The organism is Yersinia sp. KBS0713, assembly GCF_005937895.2.
In the GTDB taxonomy this organism is placed as follows: Bacteria; Pseudomonadota; Gammaproteobacteria; order Enterobacterales; family Enterobacteriaceae; genus Yersinia; species Yersinia bercovieri.
Genome location: NZ_CP042173.1, coordinates 823,782 through 849,246, shown reverse-complemented (window position 1 = coordinate 849,246; position 25,465 = coordinate 823,782). Strand labels below are relative to the sequence as shown.

Sequence of the window (25,465 nt, the reverse complement as noted above, 5' to 3'; positions counted from 1 at the left end):
CTTACTTATCCTTCAGGGGTAACAGCGTCATGCCATGATTATTCAGTTCAATCTGACGGGCCTTATCGGGGTCGAGGTCGTCACGGTTCAACACCACCCGCCAGGTGTTGTTAGCGATATCAGGTGCCAGAAACATACCCGCGACTGCCACATATTGCGCTTTTTCGTTCAGCGGCATATCGATGGACACCGCAGCACCCGGGCGAATACGGATATCTTTTTCAGCCAGCAGATCAGCTTTGATGGCCTGGCTGTCCTCGGCAAATAATGAGGGATAATCGGTGCCATCAAACGTTTTACGGTCTTGTAGCTGATAGATGCGCACCACCGTGGCCAGTGGGGCCCCGGCCGCATTATTGTTTACCGCATCCCGCGCCTGTATATCCAGATGCAGTATTTTCACCTGCTTATAAAAAATGGATTTTGTCACCGCGACGGTGCCGTCACTCACTTTCTGGGTCAGCCCACATCCGCTCAGGGTGGATATCATGACCAGCATCAGTAATGCAAAACGTGTTTTACCAGCGGTAATCGCCATATTCATCGGTGTCCCTTCGGTGAAAATTTTCCTGAACGCGCTGATAGCGGCCCAGATTAATTGTGATCATTTCAGTGTCGGTGGGTGTGTTTGACGCGACGCGCTGTGTCCGCATTACGGCGGTTCTGCCTAACAGAATACCGGTGCTTTTCGGCTGGCAGGAGAGCTGTGCGTCAGGCAGTAGCGCGCGTAACACCGTCAGTTGTAAACGCACATGCAGCCGCGACCCCAGATACACATGCAACAACGCCATCAAATCCGTGTGTAACTGCCCGCCGGGCAACCACTCTCGGGCTTCATCGGGATTATCCGTCTTCAATCTCAGCAATACCTGACTGTTAACATCCGCCGCGTGACTGCCCATCACCGGGCTGTTGCTCATACTGACCGGGTGGCGTGCACTCATGGTCAGTGGGTTGTGCAACGGGATACGGCAGCGGTCATGGGCACTCACGCGGGCCTCGGTTTCCGGTGCCAGCAACTGAACCAGCGCCATAATGCCTTCACTGGTGCGCGTCGGCAGCCGCATCATGCTGGTCAGCGCCAGAAAGCGGGATACCGGCGTAGCGATATTTTGGGCGCATCCCTCAATGCCCAGACCACAGAGGCTCAGCAGATACCGAGAGGTTTTATCGGTGCCGCCGGGCGAAAAGCTGGCCGGATAAGAGTACTTCCGCCAGACGCGGTAGTACTGCGTGATCAATCGGTGATTGAAGATATCGAGAAAGTCGCTGACTGCCTCATGCCCTTCGCGGCGCTGGGTAATATCATCAATATAGGCGGTGGGCAGCGGTGACTCCACGCCATACAGCCCCAGAAAGGTGGTGCGGATGGTCGGCGGCAGGTGTGGATGCTCGGGTATTTCCACCCGTTTAAATTCACTGGCCGGAAACCCCATGCCGGGATGGGGGCGAAAACGCACCGGATCGTGCCTGACCTGCCAGTGACTACCCAATGGCGGGGCATCCGGCTGGCTTTGCTCCAGTAACTGACAGAAGCGATAAAACTGGGTATATGGCAGTTTATCCCACAGTTGTTCGATTAGCCGGGCAGACGCTGATTGTGATTCTCTTTCCATCGGATACATTTCCCGGCAGGCTGGACGATAAGGGTGAGCTGATTGAACAGATGGATGTCAGCGTAAAGGGCAAAGAAGCGGTTGAGCATTTCCCCGAACAGATGAATATCGCCTTCACCGGTAAAACCGTTGCCATCCAGTGTCACTTCAATGTCGATGCCCCGCAGCAGAAAGCCCTGTTCAAAACGCTGAATCTGGTGGTGCTGCACCTGCTGAATGGCGTCAAGACGTCGGTTATTCAGTTCATCCCCCTGCCAGTTGTAGAGTTCCAGCGTCCCACGCAGCACTTGTGCGCTGCTCATCAGGTTGAGGTAGCTTGAACCCAGATGGCTCAATACCCGCCACTGGAAGTGATCTTCCGCCGGGGGATAAGACGGCAGCGTCGGCTTGCAGAGATTGCGCACTTTCAGTGGCGTCTGTAACACTGCTTCGCAGCGGTCCAACAGCGTGCTCTGTAATGCTTTGCGCGGTAGCTGGCCATTGGTGCCGGTAATTTTCAGCGACACCGCCTCACGAGTGAACAGTCGATCCGCTTCCCACTGCTGACCCCCGAGGATCAGCCAGGTATCGTGCAGCCCGGTCACACCCCGTTTTACGCGGGTATGGAAGTAGCGCTCTGGCGCATGGCGTCTCTGCATCCCGCCGCGATGGCGAAAACTGGTAAAGGGAACATAGGTGGCATCGGATGTCCGCTGTGAGCCGGTCACCGCGTCCACGGAGTAGATTTCAGTGTGCCCATCCTGCAAACGGCGCGGACGCAGCATATATTCACTTTCCAACCCATTGATGGTCAGCGGGTCAGCTTCCAGCGAGAACAGGTTAACCACGGGCACACAATGCAGATGCAGCGCGTCATCCCTGACCGGCAGGTCACTTTGCCACTGGCAGTCAAACACCACCTCAATATCAAACCAGGCCATCCCCGCTGGCAGCGTCACGGTTTCCAGCCCATTCAGATGCACGAACATAAACTTTTCGCGGAAGGTGAAATATTCCAGCAATAGCTGATAGCCGCTGAAGGCGCTTTCGCCTTTGGGCCACAGCAGATCTTGGTCTGCAAAGCCGCCAGGTGAAAACCAGCCGTCCAGTTTTATCCGCTCAGCCTGATTGGGTAGACGCAAATAGAGCGCGGCCTGACGCCGGGTCAGGGCCAGATGTAACGCACTGCTGACTGGCGCATCCCCCGCCAGATAAAAACAGAGACGACGTAAATCCACTTGCGACCAGTCGGCTTGTGGGCTGCAGGCCAGTCGCAGGCGCAGCACCGAGCGGCCGTCTGGTTCAGTTGCCATCACCACGGTTGAGACAGCGAGTGGGTTGAGTACCATATCGCGAGTGGTTCGGTACTGGCAGACGGTGTTTTTCGGCCCGATGGGGCGGGAATAGACTTCCATACCTGCGGGCACGGTTTCGGCCACTTTCATCGCTGGGACATTGGGGGTCAGCGAAACAATGGAGAGTGAGGGAATGGTACGCAGATAGTGCGGCCACAACATGCTGACCAGCCCCTCGGTGAACTCCGGCAGGTCGTCATCAATTTTTTCGCGCAGCCGCCCCATGGAAAAGGCAAAACCTTCAAACAGACGTTCCACGTAAGGGTCAGGCGTACCGGGTTTATCCAGATCTAACATCGCTGCCCGGTCAGGGTGAGTTTGGGCAAACTCTTTAGCTGCATCGCGCAGATAGCGCATTTCGGCGTCGTAATAACGCAGGGTAAGGTCTTTCATGGTTTTCTTTTTATCAGGATAGGGTTATCGATTAACCACACAGCACCGCAGCCCGTGCCGGGTCGAGGGCCACTAATCCGGCGAGCAGGTTTTCCATCTCGCCATGCAAGCGTGATTTGTCCGACTCGGTTCGGCTGGCTTTCATGCGCAGCAGTTTTAGACGGCGGGCTTTCACTTCAAACAGTAATTCCGGCTCCCATTGGGTGAGCGTCATCAAGGTCGCGTTCCCCTCCAGCTCACCCAGCAAATGCAATGCCATGTCGTTTTTTCCGTACTGCTCGGCGACCCGCGCCATCAGCAGGCGGATTAGCCACTGATGGCGTGGCGTGCGGGCACCCGGGCGGTTTTGCAGCCAGTTCAGTGCCGCTTCCACGCCTTCGCTGTCGGCTTGCGCCAGCGCTTCCGGTTCCAGTTGCAAAATATCGTCATCACCCGCCGTACTGGCGGATGCCGCCGGTTCACTGCCCCAACTTTCTGCTGCCATGACGTGCTGGTTTATCCAGTGCAAGGTCACCTCATCAGCAAAAGGTGTACCATCACTGAATGCCAGACCGTCAAGCCCCGGCAGGCGGGTCAGCAGGCCATTTAAATCTTGCTGAATGATGTCAGCCCAGCGTTCATGCAGCCCGCCTGTTTTGGTCAATGCCTGATGGGTATACCACAGGAGATCCAGCCACAGGTGATTAACGCCCTGTGCGAACAGGATGTCGGCTTGCTCCAACAATTCCAGCCAGCTTTGTTGCAGATAAAGACGTTTCAGCAGGGCGCGGTTCTCCGGTTTGGGTGGGGCCAGACGGGTACATCGGTCGGCGGCCAACGGCGGCAATTCATGCAACGTGTCCAGACGGATGCTTTTCATCAGGCGGTGGCCCGACAGCCAGCCGTTCGGCTGGTCGCGCAAGAAACTCGCCAGCAGTTTTGCCTGATCGAGCAAGTCACGCCCGGAGCTGACCGCTTTCAATGCAGGCGCATCCGATGCGGCGTGACGGGAGGGACTGCTGTTTTGCGGAATGACGGCGTCTGGGCCACCGGACTGCATCAGTCGATTTTCCAATGCCGCATAAAGGCCAGCAAACTGAGGGCAGGTGGGCGCATCCCAGCCACCCACACTGTCTTCGATTAACGCCAGCGCGCCCACGATGCGCTCAAAGTCAGCCTTTGCCACTTCCGGATAGAGTGACAGGCTGTCCAGCACCCGGCTACCCGCCAACCATTCCAGTGCCAGTTTGCGGCTGTTACCACGTTGTGGATGCAGTGCATCACCAAAACGTTGGACCAACCCGGCCAGCAAGGCCAGACCGTCCGCTAATCCACTTTCACCATCAATATGCAGTCGCGCCCAGATATAATAGGTCGCGACGCGCACATCTTTGCACGTACCAGTCAGCAGCTTCTCCGCCAGTGCACAGACCAAACCAGTATCTGCGCCGGACAGTTTGTTGACCTCTTCACGCATCTGCTGGAAATCATCGTCATAACCGGGGTCATCACCCACCGGTGAATCCGGGGCAATGGGGACCAGCCATTTTTCCCAGAGCGAAATCTGCTGCTGGGCCTGCTGCGAAAGCGCCTGCTGTTCGGCATGGCAGGCGCTGAGTAAGCTGTGCAAGGTGGCCATCAGTATTCTTCTCCGGTTGCGCTATCCGCTTTCTGAACACCGCCAGTGGCATCCACGCTGAATATTTGCGTCGGTAAAACAAAATTCCGCAGTTTCAGTAACGCCAGCGGGCCTTCTCCAGCTTCAGTGCGTAAGGTGTAGTTCAGCGGCCTGCCATCAGGCGCTTTCCAGGCAAGATTAAAGCTGCTGTTCACTCCCTGATACGGGGTGACCTGCGCCTTATCCAGTAAACGGATCCACCCCCAGGCCCCGGGGAGATCGGCAAACTGTCGGGTACCGGCCTGGGTACTTATCCAACTCAGGCTAGCGCCCGGTGCTTCGGTATCATGGGGCCAGGTGAAACGTTTCCACACCGGCAACTGGTTGTAATAGCTGAGCTTCTGGCTGTCGATCACCAGATCGGTCTGCATCACGTCTTTGGCGGTGCCGGGGCGCAGTTCAAAGCGTATGCCTGCTTCACCGTCGGCAAACACCACGTCAGACAGGTAACTCAGCTGGTCCACCGCTTTCAGGAATGCCGGGTTAAATGTCAGCCCCTGAGCATTGATGCTGTCCGGCACCCAATGGCTGCCCTCTTTGTGCAGCACGCCGTTCAGCCGGGTTTGCAGGAAGCGGGCGATACGGCCGCTGTCGCTGTTGAGATAACGTGCCAGCAGCGGGAGTGACACTTCACTGCTGGTATCTTTTAGCGGATAACGTCCGCCAAAAGTACTGTTCCAGTCATCGACGATCGACGCCTGCCATTGGGCATTCAGGCTCTGGGCTGCGGGGGTTAAGACCTGCTGCCACGCCTGTTCCATCGGCTGGACAAATACCGTCTGGCCAAATCCACTCCACTCCTGACCGAGGCTGGCGGCAACCAGACTGCCATAATCACGGGTTTCGGTCAGATCGACCGCTTTGCCCTGAAATACCGTCTGCGCCAGAGTCTGGGTCATGGCCTGAGGATCGGCAGCATTCACCACCTGCTGAAGTTTAAGGCGTACTTGGGTAACGCGGGTCAGGAAGGTTTGCAGACTGAGGTTGGTATTGCCCTGTCCGCCGGCCTTGCCGTCCATCAGCGCCAGTACCGGACCAAAAGTGGCATCCAGCGGCCCCTGTGCACCCGCTTGCTGATCAATAGCGGGCTGCTCATCGCGGTTTAACAGATTTTTGGCCGATTTGACCAGCGAATCAGACAACGCCTCACCGGTTTGCCCGGTTTTCCCCTGTACGCTCAGGGTGTTCATTAGCGCCACCAGGGGGGACTGACGCACGTCTGCCATCAGGGTGAGTTGGTCGATGGAGTCCGATAACGTCTGTGCTTGCTGCCAGTGCAGGCTATTGAGAAAGTCCAACCAACTGGTAGAGAAATCAGCGAAATAGCGCGCTTTCAACCGCGCCTGCAGGGCTTCGGGAGAATCCTGCTGCAATGCGGTATTTTTACTGTCACTCAGTACCCAGTCCATCTCTTCCCGACGCTCACTGGCCACTTTTTCAATCGCCGGTTTTACTGCGTCATCCCAGGCTTTACGGGTGAACATGCCCGGCACCACGGCATCGGTGGTAAAGATGCGTTCAGCATCGGTATCGCCGGTCATATCAGACAGGCGCAAATCAGCATACTGATGCGCTACCTGCACCATCATCTTTTGGTAGAGCGAAGATTCACTGTTACGCGCCCCCATCTGGCTGATCAGCCGGGTTCGCACCTGACTGACCAGACTCTCATCCGGCGTCAGACGCCAGACCGGGTGCTGGGCAAGATTACGGGCATAAAAATCCAGCAGCGCCGGGCCGCTGCCCTGCCAGAGACTGTCCGGCACGCCACTGCGCTGCGGCCAGTCGCGCAGCAGTGTTTGACTAAACCATGGCGCATCCATTTTCTCCGGGCGCGCCAGCATCAGATAGAGTTTTAGCTGGTCATAAGCGGGTTTTACCAGCGTATCGCGCAGCGGAGAATCCGGTGGCAGTTGCGCCATGGTGCTGAGTTGCGCTTCAAGGTGACGAGCGGCAGCATCGCGCAGCAGAGGGGTGGCGCTGGCCTGATAGTGTGGCCAGAGCGCAGCCAGCAACGCATCATTCTGACTCAGACCAAACCGGCTGTACCAAGGCGCACCTTGCTGTTGGCGATATTGCAATCGGTCTAATGTGTGTTGCAGATCCAACTGCGCCTGAAGACGGGCGGGCAACGGTTGCTGCACGTTAGCCGCCAGTTTCACCTGAGATTCACTAGTATTTAGGGTGTCGCGGTTGACCAGGAATGACATCACCATGCCCGCCCCCCACAACACCATGATGCCCGCCAGCGCCATCGCCAGCGTTTTACGCCAGGCAAACCCCAGCTTTTTCGCCGCTAAGCCTGCGGGCAATGACGGCAGTGAATCAATCAACACATCCCAGCGGTTATCCTTGCCCCAGTGGTGCTTCACGCTGCGTTTTGCATTGACCGACGCCGGGCTGAATATCACCCCCGCCAACGGTGAAGGGCGATAGGGATTCAGCAGCGTAGTCAGCGGGCCGGCGACAGAATCTGGCTGGCGCGCTAACTGATCGGCCAGTTGCAATAAGAATGGGTGCTGGGTGTTGCTGCTAATCTGTTGCGTAACAAGAGACTTATCTATTATTGCCGTGAATCAATTAACCTCTAATAACGTAAAAATGACTTATCGATAGGCAACGTCATTGTGTATTACAAGTAATCTGCAAAGAGATGTGAGTGGCAAATTTATGCAAATGCCCCCTCCCATTGAGGTGGATAAATATATTAGCCAACATTCAATGAGTGGACGCAGATATGAACACAGTTGATATCTGGCCAACGGGAAAGCTTTAATCTGAGTGATAGATACCAAGCGTTTAGCGCTTTCTGGGGTGTAGTTGCCTAACACTCTGGGCATGAGCGGTCTTCAGGACGATCCGTATCACTCAATGCTCTATTATTTACGTGGTATCTCTGACGATAAGTCAGATAAAAGTCTTAACCCTAAAACGAGTAAGCCTTATCCGGAACTCCCTTTCCTAGAGTTCTATTGGAGCCAACTATTACGTAGCAAAATGGATTTAGAAGGCTATAACCTGCATAAGCAGGATGACTATATCAAGGCGCTTGCATATCAAGTCAGTCATTAAGTTTGCCGAGATTGTGGGTGAAGCAAAAGACTCACATCATCAACTGAGGGTCTTGCTGACAAAAGTCGGCCAAATGATCAATTAGAGCCCGGACTCTGGCCGGAACATACCGTTGCTGCGACCATACCGCATAAATCTCCCGGGGAGCACCCTGCCATTCCGGTAATACTCTGACCAGTTCGCCGCACTGGAGTGGGTTATGGCATAAACTCAATGGGCAAAACAGAATCCCTAACCCGGCCTGCGCCGCCTGTAGCGCCAGATAAATGCCGTTAACACAAAATTTTCCCTGCGGCTGCCAGCGCACGGTGTCTCCATTCTGGCGGTGTTGCATCACCCAGGTTGATAATGGCGCACTAATTACCAAGTCGTGTAGCCTCAGCTCATCCATAGATTCAGGAATGCCATTCTTCGCCAGATAATCAGGCGAGGCGACCAACAGTATCTCCTTGCTTTGCCCCAGTTTTCGCATATTGAGTAATGAATCCGGCTGAGCACCCACACGGATCGCCACATCAGCGCCGCTACCAATCAGATCCTGAGTGTAATTGTTCAGTTCTAGCTCAAGCCGGACTTCGGGGTACCGCGTTAAAAAAGACACCCAGGCGGGAGCCAGATTATCGTTGGCTAAATCCGCCGGAGCCAGTATCCGGATCAAGCCACTGATCTGATGCAATGTAACGTCCAGCTTCGCCGTGGCTTGCTGTAAAGAATGCACCAGCGGGCGACACTGTTCGTAATATTGCCAGCCCTCACTCGTTGGTGTCATGCGCCGGGCGCTGCGGTGCAGCAAGCGGCAACCTAAATGCTGCTCTAACTTCTGTAAACGGCGTGTCAGCGTAGACGCTGGAATCGCGGCTTTTTCCGCTGCAGCCCGCAAACTTCCCGTTTCTACAATGCTCACAAATAGGGCTAATTCATCCAACATAATTTCATATTCGGAATTTAAGATTGAATTTATCAATCTAGTTTCATTAATCAGCCTTGTCTAGAATTTCTCACTGGTTGTTGCTGGCCGCATTTTTCCAAGGTCATGTATCTGATCAAAATGTAAAGCTCGCCGGATTATAAACATCATGTTTATCTCAATAGGAAATACTCATATGCAAAGTTATCGTTTCAAACAGTTTGGCAATATTGAGCACTTAGAACTTCACCAGGAAGATATGCCGATACCTGAGGCCAGAGAAGTGCTCATTCGGGTGCGCGCCACCTCGTTGAATTATCGTGATCTGGCCATTATGAATGGTGAATACACCTTGCCGTCTCGCCCGGGGCATATTCCGCTCTCCGATGCCGCCGGTGAAGTGATTCAAATTGGCAAGCGGGTCGAACGTTTTAAGGTCGGTGATCGGGTGGTGAATACCTTTATGCCACGCTGGTTCGGTGGTGCTTTTCAGGCTTCAGCACGTGATGAACTTTATGGTAGTGACCGTGATGGCTGGCTGACTGAATATAAAGTGGTTAGTGAGGAATCACTATTATCATTACCCGACTACCTCAGCTTCGAACAGGGCGCAACACTTCCCTGCGCGGCTGTGACCGCGTGGGTGGCACTCAACGGCGATAGACCGGTTAAAGCCGGTGAGACAGTTTTAACCTTAGGCTCCGGTGGAGTTTCACTGTTTGCTATCCAGCTAGCAAAAGCAATGGGTGCAAGGGTTATCGCCACCACTTCGAGTGAAGCCAAAAGCGCACAGTTGAAAGCACTGGGTGCCGACGAAGTCATCAATTATGTTCAACACCCTGAATGGAGTGAAGAAGTTTTGCGCTTAACCTCTGGGCAAGGGGTTAATTTAGTGGTCGAGGTCGGTGGCCCAGGGACGCTAAATCAATCCATTCGCTCTATCTGCATTGGTGGTGAGCTGGCGCTGATCGGATTTGTCGCTCGGGATGCGGTGGCAATAGATTTCTTCAGCCTGTTTAAAAGTGCAGCGCGCTTTCGGGTGATCAGTGTGGGCTCACGTGAAGATTTCGAACAAATGAACCAGGCGTTAGTGCAGCATAAAATCATACCCGTCATTGATAGCACTTTTCCTTTTGTTGAAGCTAAACAGGCATGGCAGCATTTTGATTCACGCCAGCATGTGGGGAAAATCGTTATCAGTCATTAGCTGTTATCACCTTTGGTGGGCTGAATCTGCGGGCGAGATAATTATAATGCCCAGCCACTTGCTCCTCGCCACTGAAATTTGAGTCACTATCAAAGGCGGTTTCTGGTTGACCGCTAGTTCCCCATGCAGGAGAATTTCCCACCGATGAAAAATTGCGGGTCGTGTATTCAATATAGTAAATAGCATTGCAATACATATTGTAAGTAGACCCGTTTTAGTTCCACACATTATAGTGCAGTATAATTTTTCATTCGAGGCACTGCACCATATCGCCAGCTCCACTTTAAAAATGATGCTTATATGAGTAATTAATGTTTTTTCAAGCAGGCTAATTAATGTTAAAACTTAACACCGCACTTCCTGAGTAAACACCCGGCTCTACCTTATTACCCTGAGTAGTTAATTCAGAAGTCACTTCGATAGGCTCTGAAATAGGTGTGGAAGATGCCACAGGTATACCTTGTGATGCATTCTTTCCATTAATTTTAACGACAGCGTCAATATTTTTACCTAGTTTTACCGGTGTTCCATCAGTTGAACTCCAATTACTCCCCGATGATGATATGAGTTTTAATGTTCCCGACTTTACACTTGAATTGCAGGTTAGCAGTGTCGATACTGCTTTCTTGTTTCCCTGAATCTCCTTTTCATGTATAGAACCATAGTCAATAACTAAACTGCTTGCAGAGAACTTACACGTATCCCTGACTGTAATACGAAGTTCTCCTTGGTAATCAAACCAATAGCGACCATCATCATGTCGCATGGAGCATGAGGCAGTCCCACAGTATTGATGGTTAAATGAGGCAATGACCCCTCGGTAAATATAAGTTCCGGCGGGCGTATTCTCCGGCGCGGTTATTTTTATTGGTGCAGTATAGGTCTCATTATGCCAAACGTATGGCCTTGTCATTGGTACATTAAACCATTCAATCCAAGGGCTATAGTGATATGCGACTCCATCAGTAAATGCCATATTTTTTGATGCTATTTTGATATAATTACGACCTCTTGATTGCTGCCCTTCAATATTAAAGCTAACACCATTATTAGTTGTGATGGATGATGGTGCTGTTATACCAACCCCCATCATCCAGCGATCAAGTTGTATACCTGGATGAGAATACATAGTACCATTCTGGCAACCTGCAACACAGGATGCATCTTCACCATTCGAATTATAGTCACCAAAAATAGACAATGATATATTAATCGTTTCCGCACTCCCACCTGGCGTCAAAATAACATCACCCGAGGGTAGTGACCAGGTGTGTTGTATTCTTGATGATTCCTGAACATAACTATAAGCAAGAGAAAACTGAGCATAAAAAGAGAGTGCTGTTATTATCGACAGCTTCGCTATTTTCATAAAAAAATAACCATCTTTAATTGGCATTCTAAAATAGAGCATAATAAATTCCTGATAGGTTTATCGAAAGGGATTGAGCCTCATTCAAAAGTTCACTTTTCCTTGTGTGTTTCGGCGCTGATATTTATCACAACCGTTTTAAACGGTTACTGGTAATTTATCATCAGGCTTGCCGTCGCTTGAAAAGTACCGGCGTGCAATTGCGCTATCGATGGTGTCACTAACTGTGCTTTCAGTTGCAGTTGCCCCTCTACTGTACTTTCACCCGTTCCCATACCCTCGACCGGCACCCAGCTATTCAGGTTCACCGGTGTCGTCCCCGCTTTACCCGATGTGAGTGCGATGCCTAACCCATTCAGTGAGGTGGAGAGTACGTTTGCCCCCATTTCACTCATTACCCCGTAGCTCGTCGGGCTCAGATACATTTTCAGCGTCTTGCCCGTCGGTGCTGAATTGTCGCAACTCATCTTCAGGTTCACCGACTGTTCGGCCGCCGCTGTTCCAACTTGTTCCAAAGTTAGTTCGCCGAATGGCACCTCTACCGCCGATTCACCATTATTACCCGTTACTGTACACACCGGTTCCAGAATGGTCGCTTTGATCGTAATAGGGAGAGTGGCCGCTTGCCCATGAACACTCCACAGCAACGTACACAACAACATCCCGTGCATTAATCGCTTCATCGCCTGTTTCCTCAATTTAGAGCCAGATTGCCGTTACTAAATCCTTGATCCTGCGCTCTCTGGCCTATTTCTACTGATAGGAGACCTCAAATGTCGCCGTCGCGGTATAAGGCCCCTCTTTCACCGCTGCCCTATCCGGTGCCAAGGCATACGCACCAAAACGGAATCGGTTTACCTGCCCACTGCCTGTCACCGTTATTTGCCCCGCAGTGACGGTTTTACCCAACGAGATTAAGCTACCGGCTTCATCCTCTAGCCCGATAACCAGACCGGTTCCACCCTCTGCCGCCAACATCGTTATCCCACCAACAGTCTGGGTTTTGGCTCCACTGAACATCATCGTGACCAGTTTCCCCTGCATAGCCGCCGTGCAATCTTTCAGCCCTATATCAAATGGCTCGCTCGGTGTGCGCCCATATTGACTAAAATCTTGTACTGAACGGGAGGGTAGCGTCACTAATAGCGGGGCATCCTCCCGTTCAAACCTACACTGAGTGTCCAGCAGTGTGCCGTTAAACGTGAGATCGACGCCTGCCCCCGCAGCAGATCCCCCATTGGGGATAACCACCAGCAGCGCCAACACACACCATAAATTGTCTCTACTCATCATCCTCTCCACACAATGCCAGCCCTGAAACAGGAAGCGCCTGGCTAAACCTTTTTCACAGCACAGTTCCCGCCACGGCAACTGAACTTCAACACCGGACGACCACCATAATCGTTGATATAGGTCAGATAGGGGGTTGTGTAGTGCCCGACTTTCACCTGAGTGCTACTTTTGGGCGACACCATCACTACATCAAATGCTTCATCCTCAGACTGTCGCTGGCTGCCCGCCAGGCCAATGACCGTGATGTAATAAGGTGTCGGGTTTTCTATCCGATAGCCGCTCCCCTCCTCATGCAAGATAAGTTGGTCTTGCCAGACAGCGCCGGGAGTGGTGACTATCCCTTTCGGACGATAAAATAATTTGATTTTGGTCTGTAATGCTATTTGCAGCACATTGGGTTGATCGCTGCGGGGTGGAATTTCCCGCAGGTTAAAATAGAACAGTGATTCTCTGTCCTGAGGAAGCTGATTGGCATCTGGGGTTGACGACACCCGTATCATGCTTTTCATTCCCGGCTCCAGACGCTGTACCGGAGGGGTGACCACTAAAGGCCCCTGCACCAGTTTCTGTTGGTGCTCTCCTTCCAACCAGACTTGCGCCAAATAGGGTAGTTGTTTGTTTTCATTGCTAATATTTAAAGTGATCGATTTGCTGTCTGCATTAAATATGGCTCGAGTGCGATCTAACCCCACGGCAGCCTGTACCGCTGGATGTATCGCAAACAGCACTGTCATCGAAACCAGACTTAATACCTTATGAATGCTTCTCATGTTGTCTTATCCTATCTATTAAGGCTGTGTGCCCATTAATGCTTAGCTGCCGCAGTGGGTCCACAGGGCAACAGCAACTGCTTCCCATCTAAGTTCGACGGGATCGTAACCTCACAACGGGTCTGCCCGTCCCAAGCCACATCAAGCACCGTATTGGGGGTCACCCCACTCAACCAGGCTAGGCCACTGTCGCCGACGATCCCCAGTTCCCGGCCTTTTAGATCACGCACGCTGGCAGCAAATGGCGGGTATGTCCCATCTTTCAGCCGCAGAACCGCAAACAACCGCTCCCCTTTCAATACACCAAAATGTTGATAACCAATGGCACCATCGGTAAGTGCGGTTTCCACTACCCCTTGTGTTGCCTCTATGTCATCGGCCATATTGTTGATATCGACTCGCGCCGTGGTGCGGTAATAGCTGTTAACATCAGTCAATACCCCGATGCCCCGCGAATTAGTCACCACCCGGCCATCATCTATCGGTACGCCACTGACTCCGTCGGTATCGACCATTAAGCGGGTACTGCCGTTATAGCCACCAGAGTGTAGTGCCGCACCTTTGCTTGTTGCCGTCACTCCTCCGGTGGCGCTTATCCCCAAAGAGCTGTAGCTGTTCTCCGCCATTGCCACATTACCGGTAAGGTTTGCCAAAGGACTGTTGTGGGTGTACATGCCACTAAACTGACTGCGCGCAGCCTGGCCATTGCCCTGATCCCGCCCGGCGCTCAGGTTGTAGCTGTCGAGCTGCCCGACAGAAGCGGAATATCCCACGCGCTGCCCGATCCGTTTCCCGCTGTAATCGCTACTGTAACTGGCCGTTCCTTTTCCTATCGGTACCGACAACGTCAAATTAATGGCGTCATCATAACGTTCCATATCACGCTCCAGATACCGACTGCGGCTGCCAGTCGCGGTCAAAGAGAGACCCTTCAAGCCGAGTGACGGCAGATCAAACCAGGTGTTAAGGCTAACGCCATACTGGTCAGTACCACCGTGATCCCAATAGTTCTGGTGTTCATAATTGAGGCTAAGGGATAGCGGCAGAGCCAACTCATCAAACCGCTTGCTGACATTGATCTGATAACGCTCTCTCTGACGGGTATTGTTATTGTCTCGAAACCGGGTATCTAAATACTGCTGCATGGACATATAGTCATGCTCGGAGAAGCGATATCCGGCAAAGTTCACATCAGTATTGGCATCATCAAAATGCTTGGAGTAACTGATATGCCATGATTTACCTTCCCGCCTCCCTTGTACGGGTAAGTTTGCAAATGATTGGGTGACATCTAGTGCCGCAGTACCAAATTGAAAGAGATCACGACCAGCCCCTAGCGCCAAGGCCTGATAATCATCCGACACCGTTGTACCGCCGAACACCGACCAACTGTTAGATATCCCCCATGATGCCTCTCCCATGGTAAAGAGCGGCCCTTCGGTATGACGGTTCCAAGTTCTGGGCTTCCCGGTGGCGACCTTATAGCGAACCTGGCCCGGACGAGTCAGATAGGGCACCGATGCCGTCGTCACACTAAAGGTCTGCACTTCACCATTTTGCTCGAGCACCCTCACATCCAATTGACCACGGACGCCACTGTCTAGATTCTGGATACGAAATGGCCCGGCCGGGACCATACTGTCGTAAACCATCCGTCCCTGCTGAGTTACCGTAACTCTGGCGTTGGTTCTCGCCACCCCGATGATTTCAGGCGCATAACCACGCAAACGCGGTGGTAGCATGCGCTCTTCGCTGACAAGGCTAACGCCAGAGTAACGCCATGAGTCGAACAGGTTAGAATTGACATAGTCTTCACCCATAGTCAGCAGCGCTTCAATCATCGGTAGTGGGCGGTACAGATAAACCCGAGTCAGATCAAAATTATGCTGTGAAGCTTCTCGGCCACTAGCCCGGAAGTAGCTGCCCTGGTAGTCTCCCCGCAGACGCCATGCCCCCAAATTCCCACCCAGCGTCCCACTGAGGCTTGCATTTTGCTGCTGCCCATTACCCTGAGTTTTTATCATCGTGCTATTGATGTTGTAGTCCAACATCACCCCAGGAATGCCATTATCCCAACGGGAGGGGGGTAACCAAGTCGCATCTGAATATTCCAGCCACGCCTTAGGCATATTGATATTCAGGGTGCCATTGCTGATATCACCTTTCAAAGTGGTGCCCTTCAGCGGTGTGAAATCGATACACTGCCCCTGATGCCAAACACCTACCCGCTTGATGGACTTTTCTGTCAAACCCAGATGGCTAAGCAACTCTGGCGATAGGCAAGCCTCAGGCATACTCGGGGAAGATGAAGTCTCTGCGGCTACCGGGTTAATATAGAAAGGAATAGCAATATCATTTCCTAACCTTTCACCATTCAATTTCACTTGCATCTGGTATGTGCCGGGCAGAATATACCCCTCCCTTGAGAATCGGGAGAAGTCTATATTCTTCTTATCATCCGTATCGAGAAGGTCAGTATTAAACTCCACTGAAAATGCTTTGATAGAAAATAGCGCCATAATGACTAAGGCGGATACACTATTTATCTTCAGTACACGATTTATGTTCAATACACGATTTATGTTCAATACACGCTGATTCATAATTTATCACCGGAATAATTATCTGAATTCCGTATCATTAATTCCTGCTATTGACACGAGCGTATCCTTCCACACAGAAAAGTGACCCATAAGTCATCTGTACGGATATAAATTTTATTTTCAGATGAGGTTATTATTTTTAAGTTAATTTGGCGTATTAATCTCACTGAGATGTAATACGCCATAATTATTCCCTGGCTCTAGAAGAAAAACTTCCAGAAAGGCACAGTACAACATCACCTAAAACAGCCTAACCGTATCAGTTCAATCCCCTCATCCTATTATGGAAGAGGGGCTGAAAATTACTTATAGGCGATGACAAAGTTAGTTGTAGCTTCAAAATTACCCACAGTAACATTGGTCGCTGCATCTGCTTTTTTGGCTTCTGCGGTATAAGTCAGAATATTGTCACCCGTCGGGTTCAGACCAAGAATAGGCTTGGCTGTACCAAAAGTGATGCCAGAAATAGCGATCCCCAACCCGGTAGCCGAACCATGAGTGGTCAGTAGATTTTTACCACTGAGCAGATCGGTACTGGCAAAGGTAATATCAGCCGTTTTTCCCGTTAAATTACAATTTTCCAGATGGATCTGAAACTTCTTGGCGGTGACCACATTGGCATTCAATTGGGATGATGAAAGCTGACCAAATGGTACTTTGACATCCGTACCATCCTGACCTGGGGCTAAATTACATGGTGAATCTACCACTTCACCATTAAAGGTTATTTTTCCGTTATTACCTGCTGCTGTTGCGCCATAAGAGATAACACCCAGTACTGCAATAATAGCTAATTTAGATACTTTCATGAAAATATTTCCTTATTTATTTATAAAAATAGATATCAAGCGTCATCTGATATGTCGATGTAACTCAACATGAAAAAGATAACGTCACCACGAATGAATAATGGTGTGACTTATCTATTCATCACTCACCACACCATCATTCAAAACATATTTTAAAAATAAGAGATCCCTCTGGAGAGTTTACGTCCCAGACTCAATTAATTTTAAAAAAATATTACCCTATAGATAACAATTATCTATTGCCATTGAGTTCACATATCATGGCATTTAAAGAGTCTATTCCGGTACGCCGAAGCCCCCGTTGCTTATAGCGACTAACCGAGTTATATGACAGACCAAAATTATCGGCGATATAATGCAAATTCTTGCCACGTAGCAATTCACATAACACGGCTCGCTCTTTCGCCAGGTAAATGGTTGCCTTTTTACATTGCTGCTTATATTGCTGCGGCGTGCGACGCCACATAAGTCGCAAACGCTCTGCCAATGATGCCAGTGGTTCACGAGCTGACAGCACCATATCAAACCCGGCAGCATCAAACATTCTTTTCAACACTGGCGTATCATGCAGTGTTACGCTTCCTCGATGGCAATGTTTTGGCACAGACATCTCAAGCAAGCCGGCCATCTCTTCTGTTGTTCCTTTCGCCACACAAAGCAATAAAGTGACAATTGGCTGAATCAGTGCTTGATGTAAAGCATCCAGGGTCATAACTACCTGACAGTCTGATTTACCTGGCAAATTTTGGCATAAGCTCGCCAAACCCAATGCCGCATGTGGGCATTCGGAATAAATTACGATACGTTTAGCCATGTTATCTAATCTCCTTTAGACTTTATAACCTATCCTTTTAGGGCTATTTTATTAACTATTCTCCCCATAGACGCCATATATGCTTTAACGCAAAACTCTCTACCACAGTACTAGCTAAGATAAATTCTTAGTGATAAACAGACTTTGTTCACAACAATTATCCGCGACTCATGAGTTAAGTTAGCCACTCGACAGTCCCAACATCATCCTCGAAGCAATTGACTCAAAAACCAACCACTCACCATTTTATTTTTAATAGAAAACACAAACTTGGCTGCACGAGAAATTAAGAATGAAAAGTCTTAAAACAAAGAGATAAAATCCCCTTGATTGAATCAAACATCAAATAATAGAAACCAAAAACAACTTACTTTAATTAGGCTATACAAAAACTGACAATTTGTATAATCGTTTTGTTGCTTATGTTTCATTTCTTTTGATAGCCGCAACCTATCAAAAACACAAAAACGATCGCTACTGCATATCAAAGTACAGAATCTTACCTGTGCAATTAGGATAATTATTAGCATTTAATCTGTATATTTTAAAAATAAGCAGTCAAATAAACCATTAATTGAAAATAAAACGGGGCATATAACCATTATTGGCAGATTATTTGGATTTATTCATTAACACTTTAATTATCAAAAAGATATAAATGCACTCAAATATTATTACATATCATTCATCTATGAATAATAATAAGCAGACTAATAAAAATTGGTTATTTTTTCTAAAAAAACACCTCACACACAATTCTAAAATGAAATTCAAGCACGCCACTAAAATTAACGCAGAAGATATGTGTTCCAATTATTTAAGAATCTAATACGTACTTTAAGCAGGGTCATAGTTAATATTTAAGTTAACCACTAAAAAACAACTATTACCATCTAGGTAGCAGTTGCTCATAATATTTTCAACTTATTTTGGTAATGGTAACGTTTTTGTATGCCCTATATTTATAGACTTAAATACGGACCACGTTGCTCCAGCGGAAGTATTGCTGGCGGCAACGTGATCCCAGCGAAAGTGCTGCTGTCGATCGTTCAAGTTTGTGTCAGCTAGTTTTCTTTGCATAAAGACAGCAATAGTGGCTCTGCCATCCATTGTTTCAAGTATCTGCGCACCATGGTTTTGCGTTTAGGCATTACCATTAAATTGTCTTATCCTACGTTGAACAACAGAGTCTGCGCGATCACGTGGTACCGGTACAATATCGTCAAGGCCGCCAGGTTGATCTGCCGCAACAGCACCAGGCAATATAACGAGGGCGGGATTTTCACCTATCCGGGTAATAACGCTATTCCACAGATTTTCTGTTTCTAAATAAAAAGACTCTCCCGCGGCTCCATTGACAGCATTTAAGCAAAAAATAGGTTTGCGACCCTGCCAATTTTCCTGAATTGGCATCTTGTAACATTCGGCTGAGTTTGCATTGTCGAAAATTGTATTAATTAATATAATTAAATGTCGAGACTCTACATTTTCCTTGAATTCATCATTAATGAGTCCAAGTAAAGCATCTTTTTTATTACTGTGTTTTTCTTTTATATTTTCCAGATATTTAATTCCAGACAACCTTAGATTCATTATTTTCTTAATAAGCTTAATGACCCGGTCATTGTAATTAACTCTTCTGTCTACAAAACCCACAATAACAACAATAATGGCGAGGAATGCCGCAACCCCCTTTGCGGTGCTTTCTGTCATTTTCAATGCTGTTTGTAACCAACCTGTAGCTACAGTGTTTACTCCTACCATAATTATAGCGATGAAAGCAGTTAGACCAATCCCCACTCCCATCGTATAACCAAGAGCATGATAATCTCCTAATGAAGCAGACATCCTATAACTGACTTTGTGATTAAATTCGTTGAAAATTGCTATCGCATCAGCGTTGCCAGATAAAGCCAATCCCTTTAATTTTAGATATGCAGGATAGGTGCTATCGGCTAACCATAAAAAATGTTCAACATCTGCCTTATTCAAAGAATTTGCAAATGCAATAATTTTGTTATAGGTAGTTATATTAAGCCCTTCTCTTGTAGCTTCATCATAAAGTCGTTTATATAATATCGAAGGGGGAAATATTTCATCTGCCATTATGTCTTCCTTTCATTATGACTGTTTATACAGGGCTATTTTTCCAAAAAACCCTAAGACCCTATTTTGCATAGCGATAGTACAAAATCACAGCGTGTGAATTACCGGAACGGGAGCTAATGAAAATCAATCCTCAGAATCATGTTGAATTGTTACAAGTGATTAAAGCTATCTACAAGAAAACATTAAAAAATGGAGGGTTATTGGCTATTTTAGTGAGCACTGATAGTGATGCTTAGGGATTGATATGTTCGAACCCGGCATGGTTAATGAAAGGTATGTCAGATGAGAGGAAATAATAGGCTAATGGACACTGGCATTAACAAATATATATAGCCCTATTCGCTATATGACTATTGACAATGCCAGCCTCTCGTTTTTAGTATTTTATTTATACAAGGTAGAACTGTTTATTGACCTCCATATCTACGCCATCGCCGCATAACATATTTTGCTAATGTTAAGTTAAGAGGTGATTAGTACTCAAAACGGCTTATATCAATGGTAGTATTCAGTAATGGAACAAAGATCAACTCCATGTAGAATTGATGTGCTGTATGCTGAATACTGCCGCCATGATGAATAGCAATCAACTTTGGAACCTCTTGTTAGGAGTATGCTTTATTTCTATATACACTCCACCTAAAGCTGGCTTTTTTTATCATCCCAGACACCATAAAACCGTTGCGCGTTACTGGCTGTATACCATACCGTATGTCGAATATTACGGTGCCCCAAATAATCTTGTATCAACCGCGTGTCAACCCCACGGTCTGCCAACGCAAACCCACATGCATGTCGCAGCATATGAGGATGTGCTTGTACCGCTATTCCTGCGATAGCGCCCAATTGAGCTATCAGTTGATAGATTCGCTGACGAGAGAGTGGATTTCCCTGGCGGGATAGAAAGAGCCATTCAGTATGTGCGTTAAGAAAATCCCCTCTCATACCCAACCATACTGTCAGAGCTCTCACCTCCTCATCCAGCAAAGGATGGATAGTGGAGAACCCCTTTTTAAGTCGATAAATACAGATCCGTTTCCCTATCAAATCGATATCAGATAGCCTTAATTGTCTTAGTTCGCTGGCCCTAAATCCATGTAAAAAACATAGCGTGATAAGACAATAATCTCGTTCTGGATGAGAGCCAGCTTTGGCCGCCTGCAATAATGCTGTTACTTCATCCTGAGTTAAATGTTTACGTTTATGCGTTGCCATACTTTCCTCGGGGAGTGTTATTGCGTAATTTTAGCTATCGATATCACACGCAGTTGCGTGCCTCCTGTTTACCAATAATAGGACACCACAAGGATACGAATAAGAAACAGAGCACAACAGCCAAGTGTGTACTATAGAAGGAATGCAAGATACGACAGCCATCGGCCGGCTATAAATGATAGCGTTCCAAACGTTCGCATAAGAAACGGTGGAAAACCATACCAATGATCGTACCTTGTCACAAACATCACACAACATAAAAATAATAGCCCTTATCCCAGAAAAATATAATTTCTGTATTAAACTGCATAATAAAAATCACCTAGCTAAAATCAAAAAAAACCAACGCAGCTTCCGTGAAGAAACGCTAATAATTTTATAAAGTTTAAATAGCGAAGATAATACATCCGGAACTAGGGTCTTCCTTAACCCATCGTGCGGCAATCCATTTACTCATCCTTTAATTCATTCGAAAATGAAGTAGGAGTGTTAGACAACAATACTCGGTATAAGACACCACCCAACAGACCCCCAATCAGTGGTGCTAACCAAAATAACCACAGTTGTTGTAGTGCCCAGTTCCCCTGATAAATCGCCACACCAGTACTGCGGGCAGGATTGACCGAGGTATTAGTCACAGGGATAGTAATCAGGTGAATCAGTGTTAGCGCCAAACCAATGGCCAGTGGTGCAAAACCAACCAATGACCGGCTATCAGTTGCACCAAGGATGATTAGCAGAAAGAACACTGTCATTATTATTTCCGTTAAGAGAGCAGATTGAAGATTATATCCGCCCGGGGAGTGCTCTCCATAGCCGTTAGTCGCAAACCCACTACTGACAATATCAAGCCCACCACTCTTACCGGTAACAATAAGGTACAGTGTACCGCCCGCCAAAATAGCGCCAACTACTTGTACCATCATATAAGGTAAAATATCGCGAAAAGGAAAACGCCCGGCAGCCCATGCTCCTAACGTTACCGCCGGATTGAAATGACCGCCTGAAATAGACCCGACAGCATAAACCATGGTAATAACCGTAAGACCGAAAGCCAGTGATACACCCAGAAAACCAATTCCCAAATCAGGGAAGCTTGCCGATAGAACTGCACTGCCACATCCGCCAAGCACCAACCAGAACGAGCCTATTAATTCAGCTAAAAGTCGCTTAATCATGTTCACTCCTTTCAAACTATTAACAGTCTGATCATATGTCAGCCGGCTTTAACTATAAGGCACAGTGCAGTAATGAGAAGACCTCCCGTTCGGCTTATCCGTAATTAATTTATTTATTCTGATTAATATTAATAACAATTAAACTCACCATTAATGATGGTATTATTTTCGTTTATTAAACTTGGGTGAAAAATAATCCAATTTAACTTAAAAATAACAATCTATTTATCTGTGATACCAATAATTATCAATTGAGTCCTTTTTTTCATTATCCCAATCAGGCAAACCAACCTACATTCGTTCTCTGAGAGTGCAGAACTTTGCTAACTCGTTATCAACGATACTCTGCTTCTTTCACATTGACGACCTTTAGCCGTTCGTAGGTCTGATATTGCCCTCTTAAAAAATAATAAAGGTATCCCCATGATGAAATCCCTTGCGACACCATCAGCACCTTCCCCCTCATTCTTGATTACCCCACTCACGTTATTGGTCTCTTTGATGTTTGGCTCACTGTTCCCTGTCATCGCTACCGCCGCCGATCCCGCGCCAGTCATCAGTAAATTGTTCTTAAGAGGTGACTTAGATGTAGGAGAGTCCCTTAAAGGTGATTACCGTTTTAGTGCCAACGGTGGCAATACCGTGGACAAATCCACCTTTAGCTGGGGTTATAAAGGCGAAACCGCGCAAAAGGTTGCCAACGGAACCATGATCGGCAGTACCGGTTACGTGACACCCCGCCTGCTGGTATCGGCCGATATCGGGCATGTGATGGAGCTATCGGTACAGGCGAAAAATGGCCTCGGCATCATTGGCAACACATTAACACTGGCCAGCGACAGCGAGGATCCACGCAATTCCACCGAGGAGGGTGATGGCGAAGGACGAGTGGGAGATCCGTTCTCGCCATTGGTCAGTAATTTGGCACTCACTGGCGTATTGGATGTCGATCAAATTTTGCAAGCGAGCTACAACTTCTCAGCAGGTCAGGGTGGCTCTGGGGACAAATCCACCTTTGCCTGGGGCCAAAAAGGCAGTACGGCAACTCAGGCTCCTCAGGGCCAAACGGTGACAACATCTGGTAAGCCCACCGGTTACACCATCGTTAAGGCTGATGCAGGAAAAGTACTGGAAATATCAGTACGGGCTAAAAATAGCCAGAATAAGATCGGTAATATACAAACTCTAGCAACTGATGCCAGCACAGAAGGTAACAAGACGACCGGCGGAAATGGACAAGGTGGTGTGACGAACCCGGATGGCGGCCCAGTGATCAGTAAGTTGACCCTCGCTGGCAAACTGGAAGTTGGGCAGTCGCTGACGGCCGGTTACACCTTTGAGAATGCAGGCGGCAATACCACTGACAGCTCCAATTATGCATGGGGTGTCAAAGGTAGTACTGCCGCAGCCGTTCCTTCCGGTCAACATGTGACCACTTCCGGCCAAGTACCCGCACGCCCTCTGGTCGCAGCGGATGTGGGGACGGTAATGGAAGTGTCAGTGCAAGCACGGGACGGGTTGGATAAAACCGGCAACACCCTGACACTTGCGGCCGATGCCAGTGCGGCAGAAGGTAATAATAGTACTAGTGGTAACAATGGTGCCGTCATTAACGGAAGTGGCAGTGGAACTGTTGCCACACTGGTGCCGAGTGTCAGTAGAACTACAGCTAAGGTAACAGAGACTATTACGCTGACGGTCACAGCCAAAGATGCGAGCGGGAATACCGCGGATGGGGCATCAATAAGCCTGACCAGTGTCTCAGCAACTAACCGCAAAGGTGCGGCACAGACCCCCACATTGCTCATTAACGGGCAAAGCAGTTTCACTGGCACCACTAATCCATTGACGGTTACCCTGACCGACCCTAATGGCAAGGGAGTAGCAACCAATCTCAACATCGTCAGTGATAGAGCAACCAGTTCGCAAAGTGTCACTTTTACCGTTTCAACCAGCCCAAATGCCTCAGGAGCTAATTTCTGGGGGCACATGTCAGATAGCGTGACCTACAGTCGTGCTATTTTCTACCGCCCACAACTTTATACTGAAAATGGTAGATATAGCTCAATAACTGCCGACAATGAGCAATGGTCGGCAGTCAGTAATACAACTGATGGCAACGCGAGCTGCAATGCACGATCTGGTGGCGGCACAAACTTTCGTCTGGTTCTACCTCAGGGCGCAAGGACAGCTGGTTTGGTCACATTACAGGACTTCGCAGGTACCAGCGCCCTGAGAAACTCAGGATTCCCAACCAGCAAAAGCTATCTAGGCTGGGATATCACAAGCGTAGATCTTTCAAGTGGCAGTATATCTCCTGCTTCAGGCACGACTATTTATCTTTGCCAAGATGATGCTTATCTAAAGGGATGATAGCGATATAAATAACGGCTTAATTCAGCCAGTAGCAGATGGGGCGTTTGGAAAAACAGCCCCATTTTTTCTGCCCACCACAAGCCCCAAATCCCCCTCACTATCAACGCCAAACGGACTTAACTCCACAGCCCTCCCCTTCTGCGGTGCCATTAATTTTTAGGTTTTCTTATCTTCGTAAATAGCGACAAACACTTTAAGTGGAGAGTGGTTATCAGCGGGGGGGAGACGAGAAATAGCAACTAACGGAGGATAAATTGAGTCAGCTTAATCACTGGAGTGATTTATTTCATAAATATAATTTTTATATTAACTAATATGAAACAATTCAAGAGGAAACAGTAACGCATTGATTTTAATTTATTTTTTAAAATAAAACGCAAAAAAATACGAGTCACTTGGGGTCAAAATGACTACTTAACTATGACATAACTCAATAATTGTGCAAGTAAGATACGTATTTTTTTATTATTTTGTTAAGAATTAATTCAACGATTTGACTTATATGAAAATTATTCCTAGGGCTAGCTTATTGAGCCGCTATTGTCGTTGCTAAGCCCCATAGATTCCCACAGCGCACATCTTACCTTCCCTCACACAATCTCGAAATAAAATCTCAATAAAAACCAAAATATCAAAATAAAAAACCGTTAAAAATCAAAAAATAAAAGTATAAAACCAGAAATGTGCTGGGTAGTCATTTTGACCCCAAAAGACCATGCGCCCTTCTCAATAACGGCATCCGC

Annotated in this window: 18 protein-coding genes and 1 pseudogene; 3 read left to right on the top strand and 16 right to left on the bottom strand. The window is 48.4% G+C overall.

Annotated features, from left to right (window positions below):
* Nucleotide 1: 1 nt before the first annotated feature.
* The 5 genes and pseudogenes from tssJ to FFE93_RS03835 all read right to left on the bottom strand — a co-directional run.
* The gene (tssJ, locus tag FFE93_RS03855; RefSeq protein ID WP_276528254.1) at nt 2–538 is read right to left on the bottom strand and encodes a type VI secretion system lipoprotein TssJ; all 537 of its coding nucleotides are present in this window, start codon (nt 536–538) and stop codon (nt 2–4) included.
* Nucleotides 519–1,625 (bottom strand): type VI secretion system baseplate subunit TssG, encoded by a 1,107-nt coding sequence (gene tssG / locus FFE93_RS03850; protein WP_186367692.1) that lies wholly within the window; start codon nt 1,623–1,625, stop codon nt 519–521. Before tssG ends, tssJ begins: the two co-directional genes overlap by 20 nt.
* Nucleotides 1,580–3,343 (bottom strand): type VI secretion system baseplate subunit TssF, encoded by a 1,764-nt coding sequence (tssF, locus tag FFE93_RS03845; protein WP_138774800.1) that lies wholly within the window; start codon nt 3,341–3,343, stop codon nt 1,580–1,582. Before tssF ends, tssG begins: the two co-directional genes overlap by 46 nt.
* Before the next feature lie 31 nt (nt 3,344–3,374).
* A complete protein-coding gene (gene tssA, locus FFE93_RS03840; RefSeq protein ID WP_138774799.1) occupies nt 3,375–4,961 on the bottom strand; it encodes a type VI secretion system protein TssA in 1,587 nt (528 codons plus the stop codon).
* A pseudogene (locus FFE93_RS03835) lies at nt 4,961–7,546 on the bottom strand (ImcF-related family protein); the annotation flags it as partial. The pseudogene FFE93_RS03835 and the gene tssA, both read right to left, overlap by 1 nt.
* A 274-nt stretch (nt 7,547–7,820) precedes the next feature.
* Here FFE93_RS03835 and FFE93_RS03830 point away from each other — a divergent pair.
* Nucleotides 7,821–8,072: a hypothetical protein gene (locus FFE93_RS03830; RefSeq protein WP_138774798.1), complete on the top strand. Its 252-nt coding sequence runs from the start codon at nt 7,821–7,823 to the stop codon at nt 8,070–8,072.
* Nucleotides 8,073–8,103: 31 nt separating this feature from the next.
* Here FFE93_RS03830 and FFE93_RS03825 read toward each other — a convergent pair whose 3' ends face one another.
* The gene (locus tag FFE93_RS03825; protein WP_005272233.1) at nt 8,104–9,000 is read right to left on the bottom strand and encodes a LysR family transcriptional regulator; all 897 of its coding nucleotides are present in this window, start codon (nt 8,998–9,000) and stop codon (nt 8,104–8,106) included.
* 175 nt (nt 9,001–9,175) lie between these two features.
* On the opposite strand from FFE93_RS03825, the gene FFE93_RS03820 reads away from it, so the two are divergent.
* Nucleotides 9,176–10,186, top strand: a complete 1,011-nt coding sequence (locus FFE93_RS03820) for a zinc-dependent alcohol dehydrogenase family protein (RefSeq protein ID WP_138774797.1) — start codon at nt 9,176–9,178, stop codon at nt 10,184–10,186.
* A 328-nt stretch (nt 10,187–10,514) separates the two neighbouring features.
* Here FFE93_RS03820 and FFE93_RS03815 read toward each other — a convergent pair whose 3' ends face one another.
* From FFE93_RS03815 to aqpZ, 10 genes are all read right to left on the bottom strand, one after another.
* Nucleotides 10,515–11,597, bottom strand: coding sequence for a PapG chaperone-binding domain-containing protein (locus tag FFE93_RS03815; RefSeq protein ID WP_138774796.1), 1,083 nt, complete (start codon nt 11,595–11,597; stop codon nt 10,515–10,517).
* A gap of 104 nt (nt 11,598–11,701) precedes the next feature.
* Nucleotides 11,702–12,238, bottom strand: a complete 537-nt coding sequence (locus FFE93_RS03810) for a fimbrial protein (protein WP_005272228.1) — start codon at nt 12,236–12,238, stop codon at nt 11,702–11,704.
* A gap of 70 nt (nt 12,239–12,308) precedes the next feature.
* Nucleotides 12,309–12,848 carry a fimbrial protein gene (locus FFE93_RS03805; RefSeq protein WP_261369042.1) on the bottom strand — a complete coding sequence of 180 codons (540 nt, stop codon included), beginning with the start codon at nt 12,846–12,848 and terminating at the stop codon, nt 12,309–12,311.
* 41 nt (nt 12,849–12,889) lie between these two features.
* Nucleotides 12,890–13,618: a molecular chaperone gene (locus FFE93_RS03800; RefSeq protein WP_054873082.1), complete on the bottom strand. Its 729-nt coding sequence runs from the start codon at nt 13,616–13,618 to the stop codon at nt 12,890–12,892.
* A 35-nt stretch (nt 13,619–13,653) separates the two neighbouring features.
* Nucleotides 13,654–16,221: a fimbria/pilus outer membrane usher protein gene (locus FFE93_RS03795; protein WP_138774795.1), complete on the bottom strand. Its 2,568-nt coding sequence runs from the start codon at nt 16,219–16,221 to the stop codon at nt 13,654–13,656.
* Nucleotides 16,222–16,523: 302 nt separating this feature from the next.
* On the bottom strand, nt 16,524–17,030 hold the full coding sequence (locus FFE93_RS03790) for a fimbrial protein (RefSeq protein WP_005272215.1): 507 nt from the start codon (nt 17,028–17,030) through the stop codon (nt 16,524–16,526).
* 232 nt (nt 17,031–17,262) lie between these two features.
* The gene (locus tag FFE93_RS03785) at nt 17,263–17,844 is read right to left on the bottom strand and encodes a helix-turn-helix transcriptional regulator (protein ID WP_005272214.1); all 582 of its coding nucleotides are present in this window, start codon (nt 17,842–17,844) and stop codon (nt 17,263–17,265) included.
* A 1,143-nt stretch (nt 17,845–18,987) separates the two neighbouring features.
* Entirely contained in the window at nt 18,988–19,950 is a 963-nt protein-coding gene (locus tag FFE93_RS03780) for a hypothetical protein (protein ID WP_138774794.1), read from the bottom strand.
* Between the two features lie 642 nt (nt 19,951–20,592).
* Nucleotides 20,593–21,168: a tyrosine-type DNA invertase gene (locus FFE93_RS03775; RefSeq protein ID WP_032896938.1), complete on the bottom strand. Its 576-nt coding sequence runs from the start codon at nt 21,166–21,168 to the stop codon at nt 20,593–20,595.
* A gap of 449 nt (nt 21,169–21,617) precedes the next feature.
* Nucleotides 21,618–22,346, bottom strand: a complete 729-nt coding sequence (aqpZ, locus tag FFE93_RS03770; protein ID WP_005272200.1) for an aquaporin Z — start codon at nt 22,344–22,346, stop codon at nt 21,618–21,620.
* A gap of 423 nt (nt 22,347–22,769) precedes the next feature.
* Here aqpZ and FFE93_RS03765 point away from each other — a divergent pair, with 423 nt between their 5' ends.
* Nucleotides 22,770–24,719, top strand: coding sequence for an adhesion domain-containing protein (locus FFE93_RS03765; protein WP_138774793.1), 1,950 nt, complete (start codon nt 22,770–22,772; stop codon nt 24,717–24,719).
* The last annotated feature ends 746 nt before the right edge of the window (nt 24,720–25,465 follow it).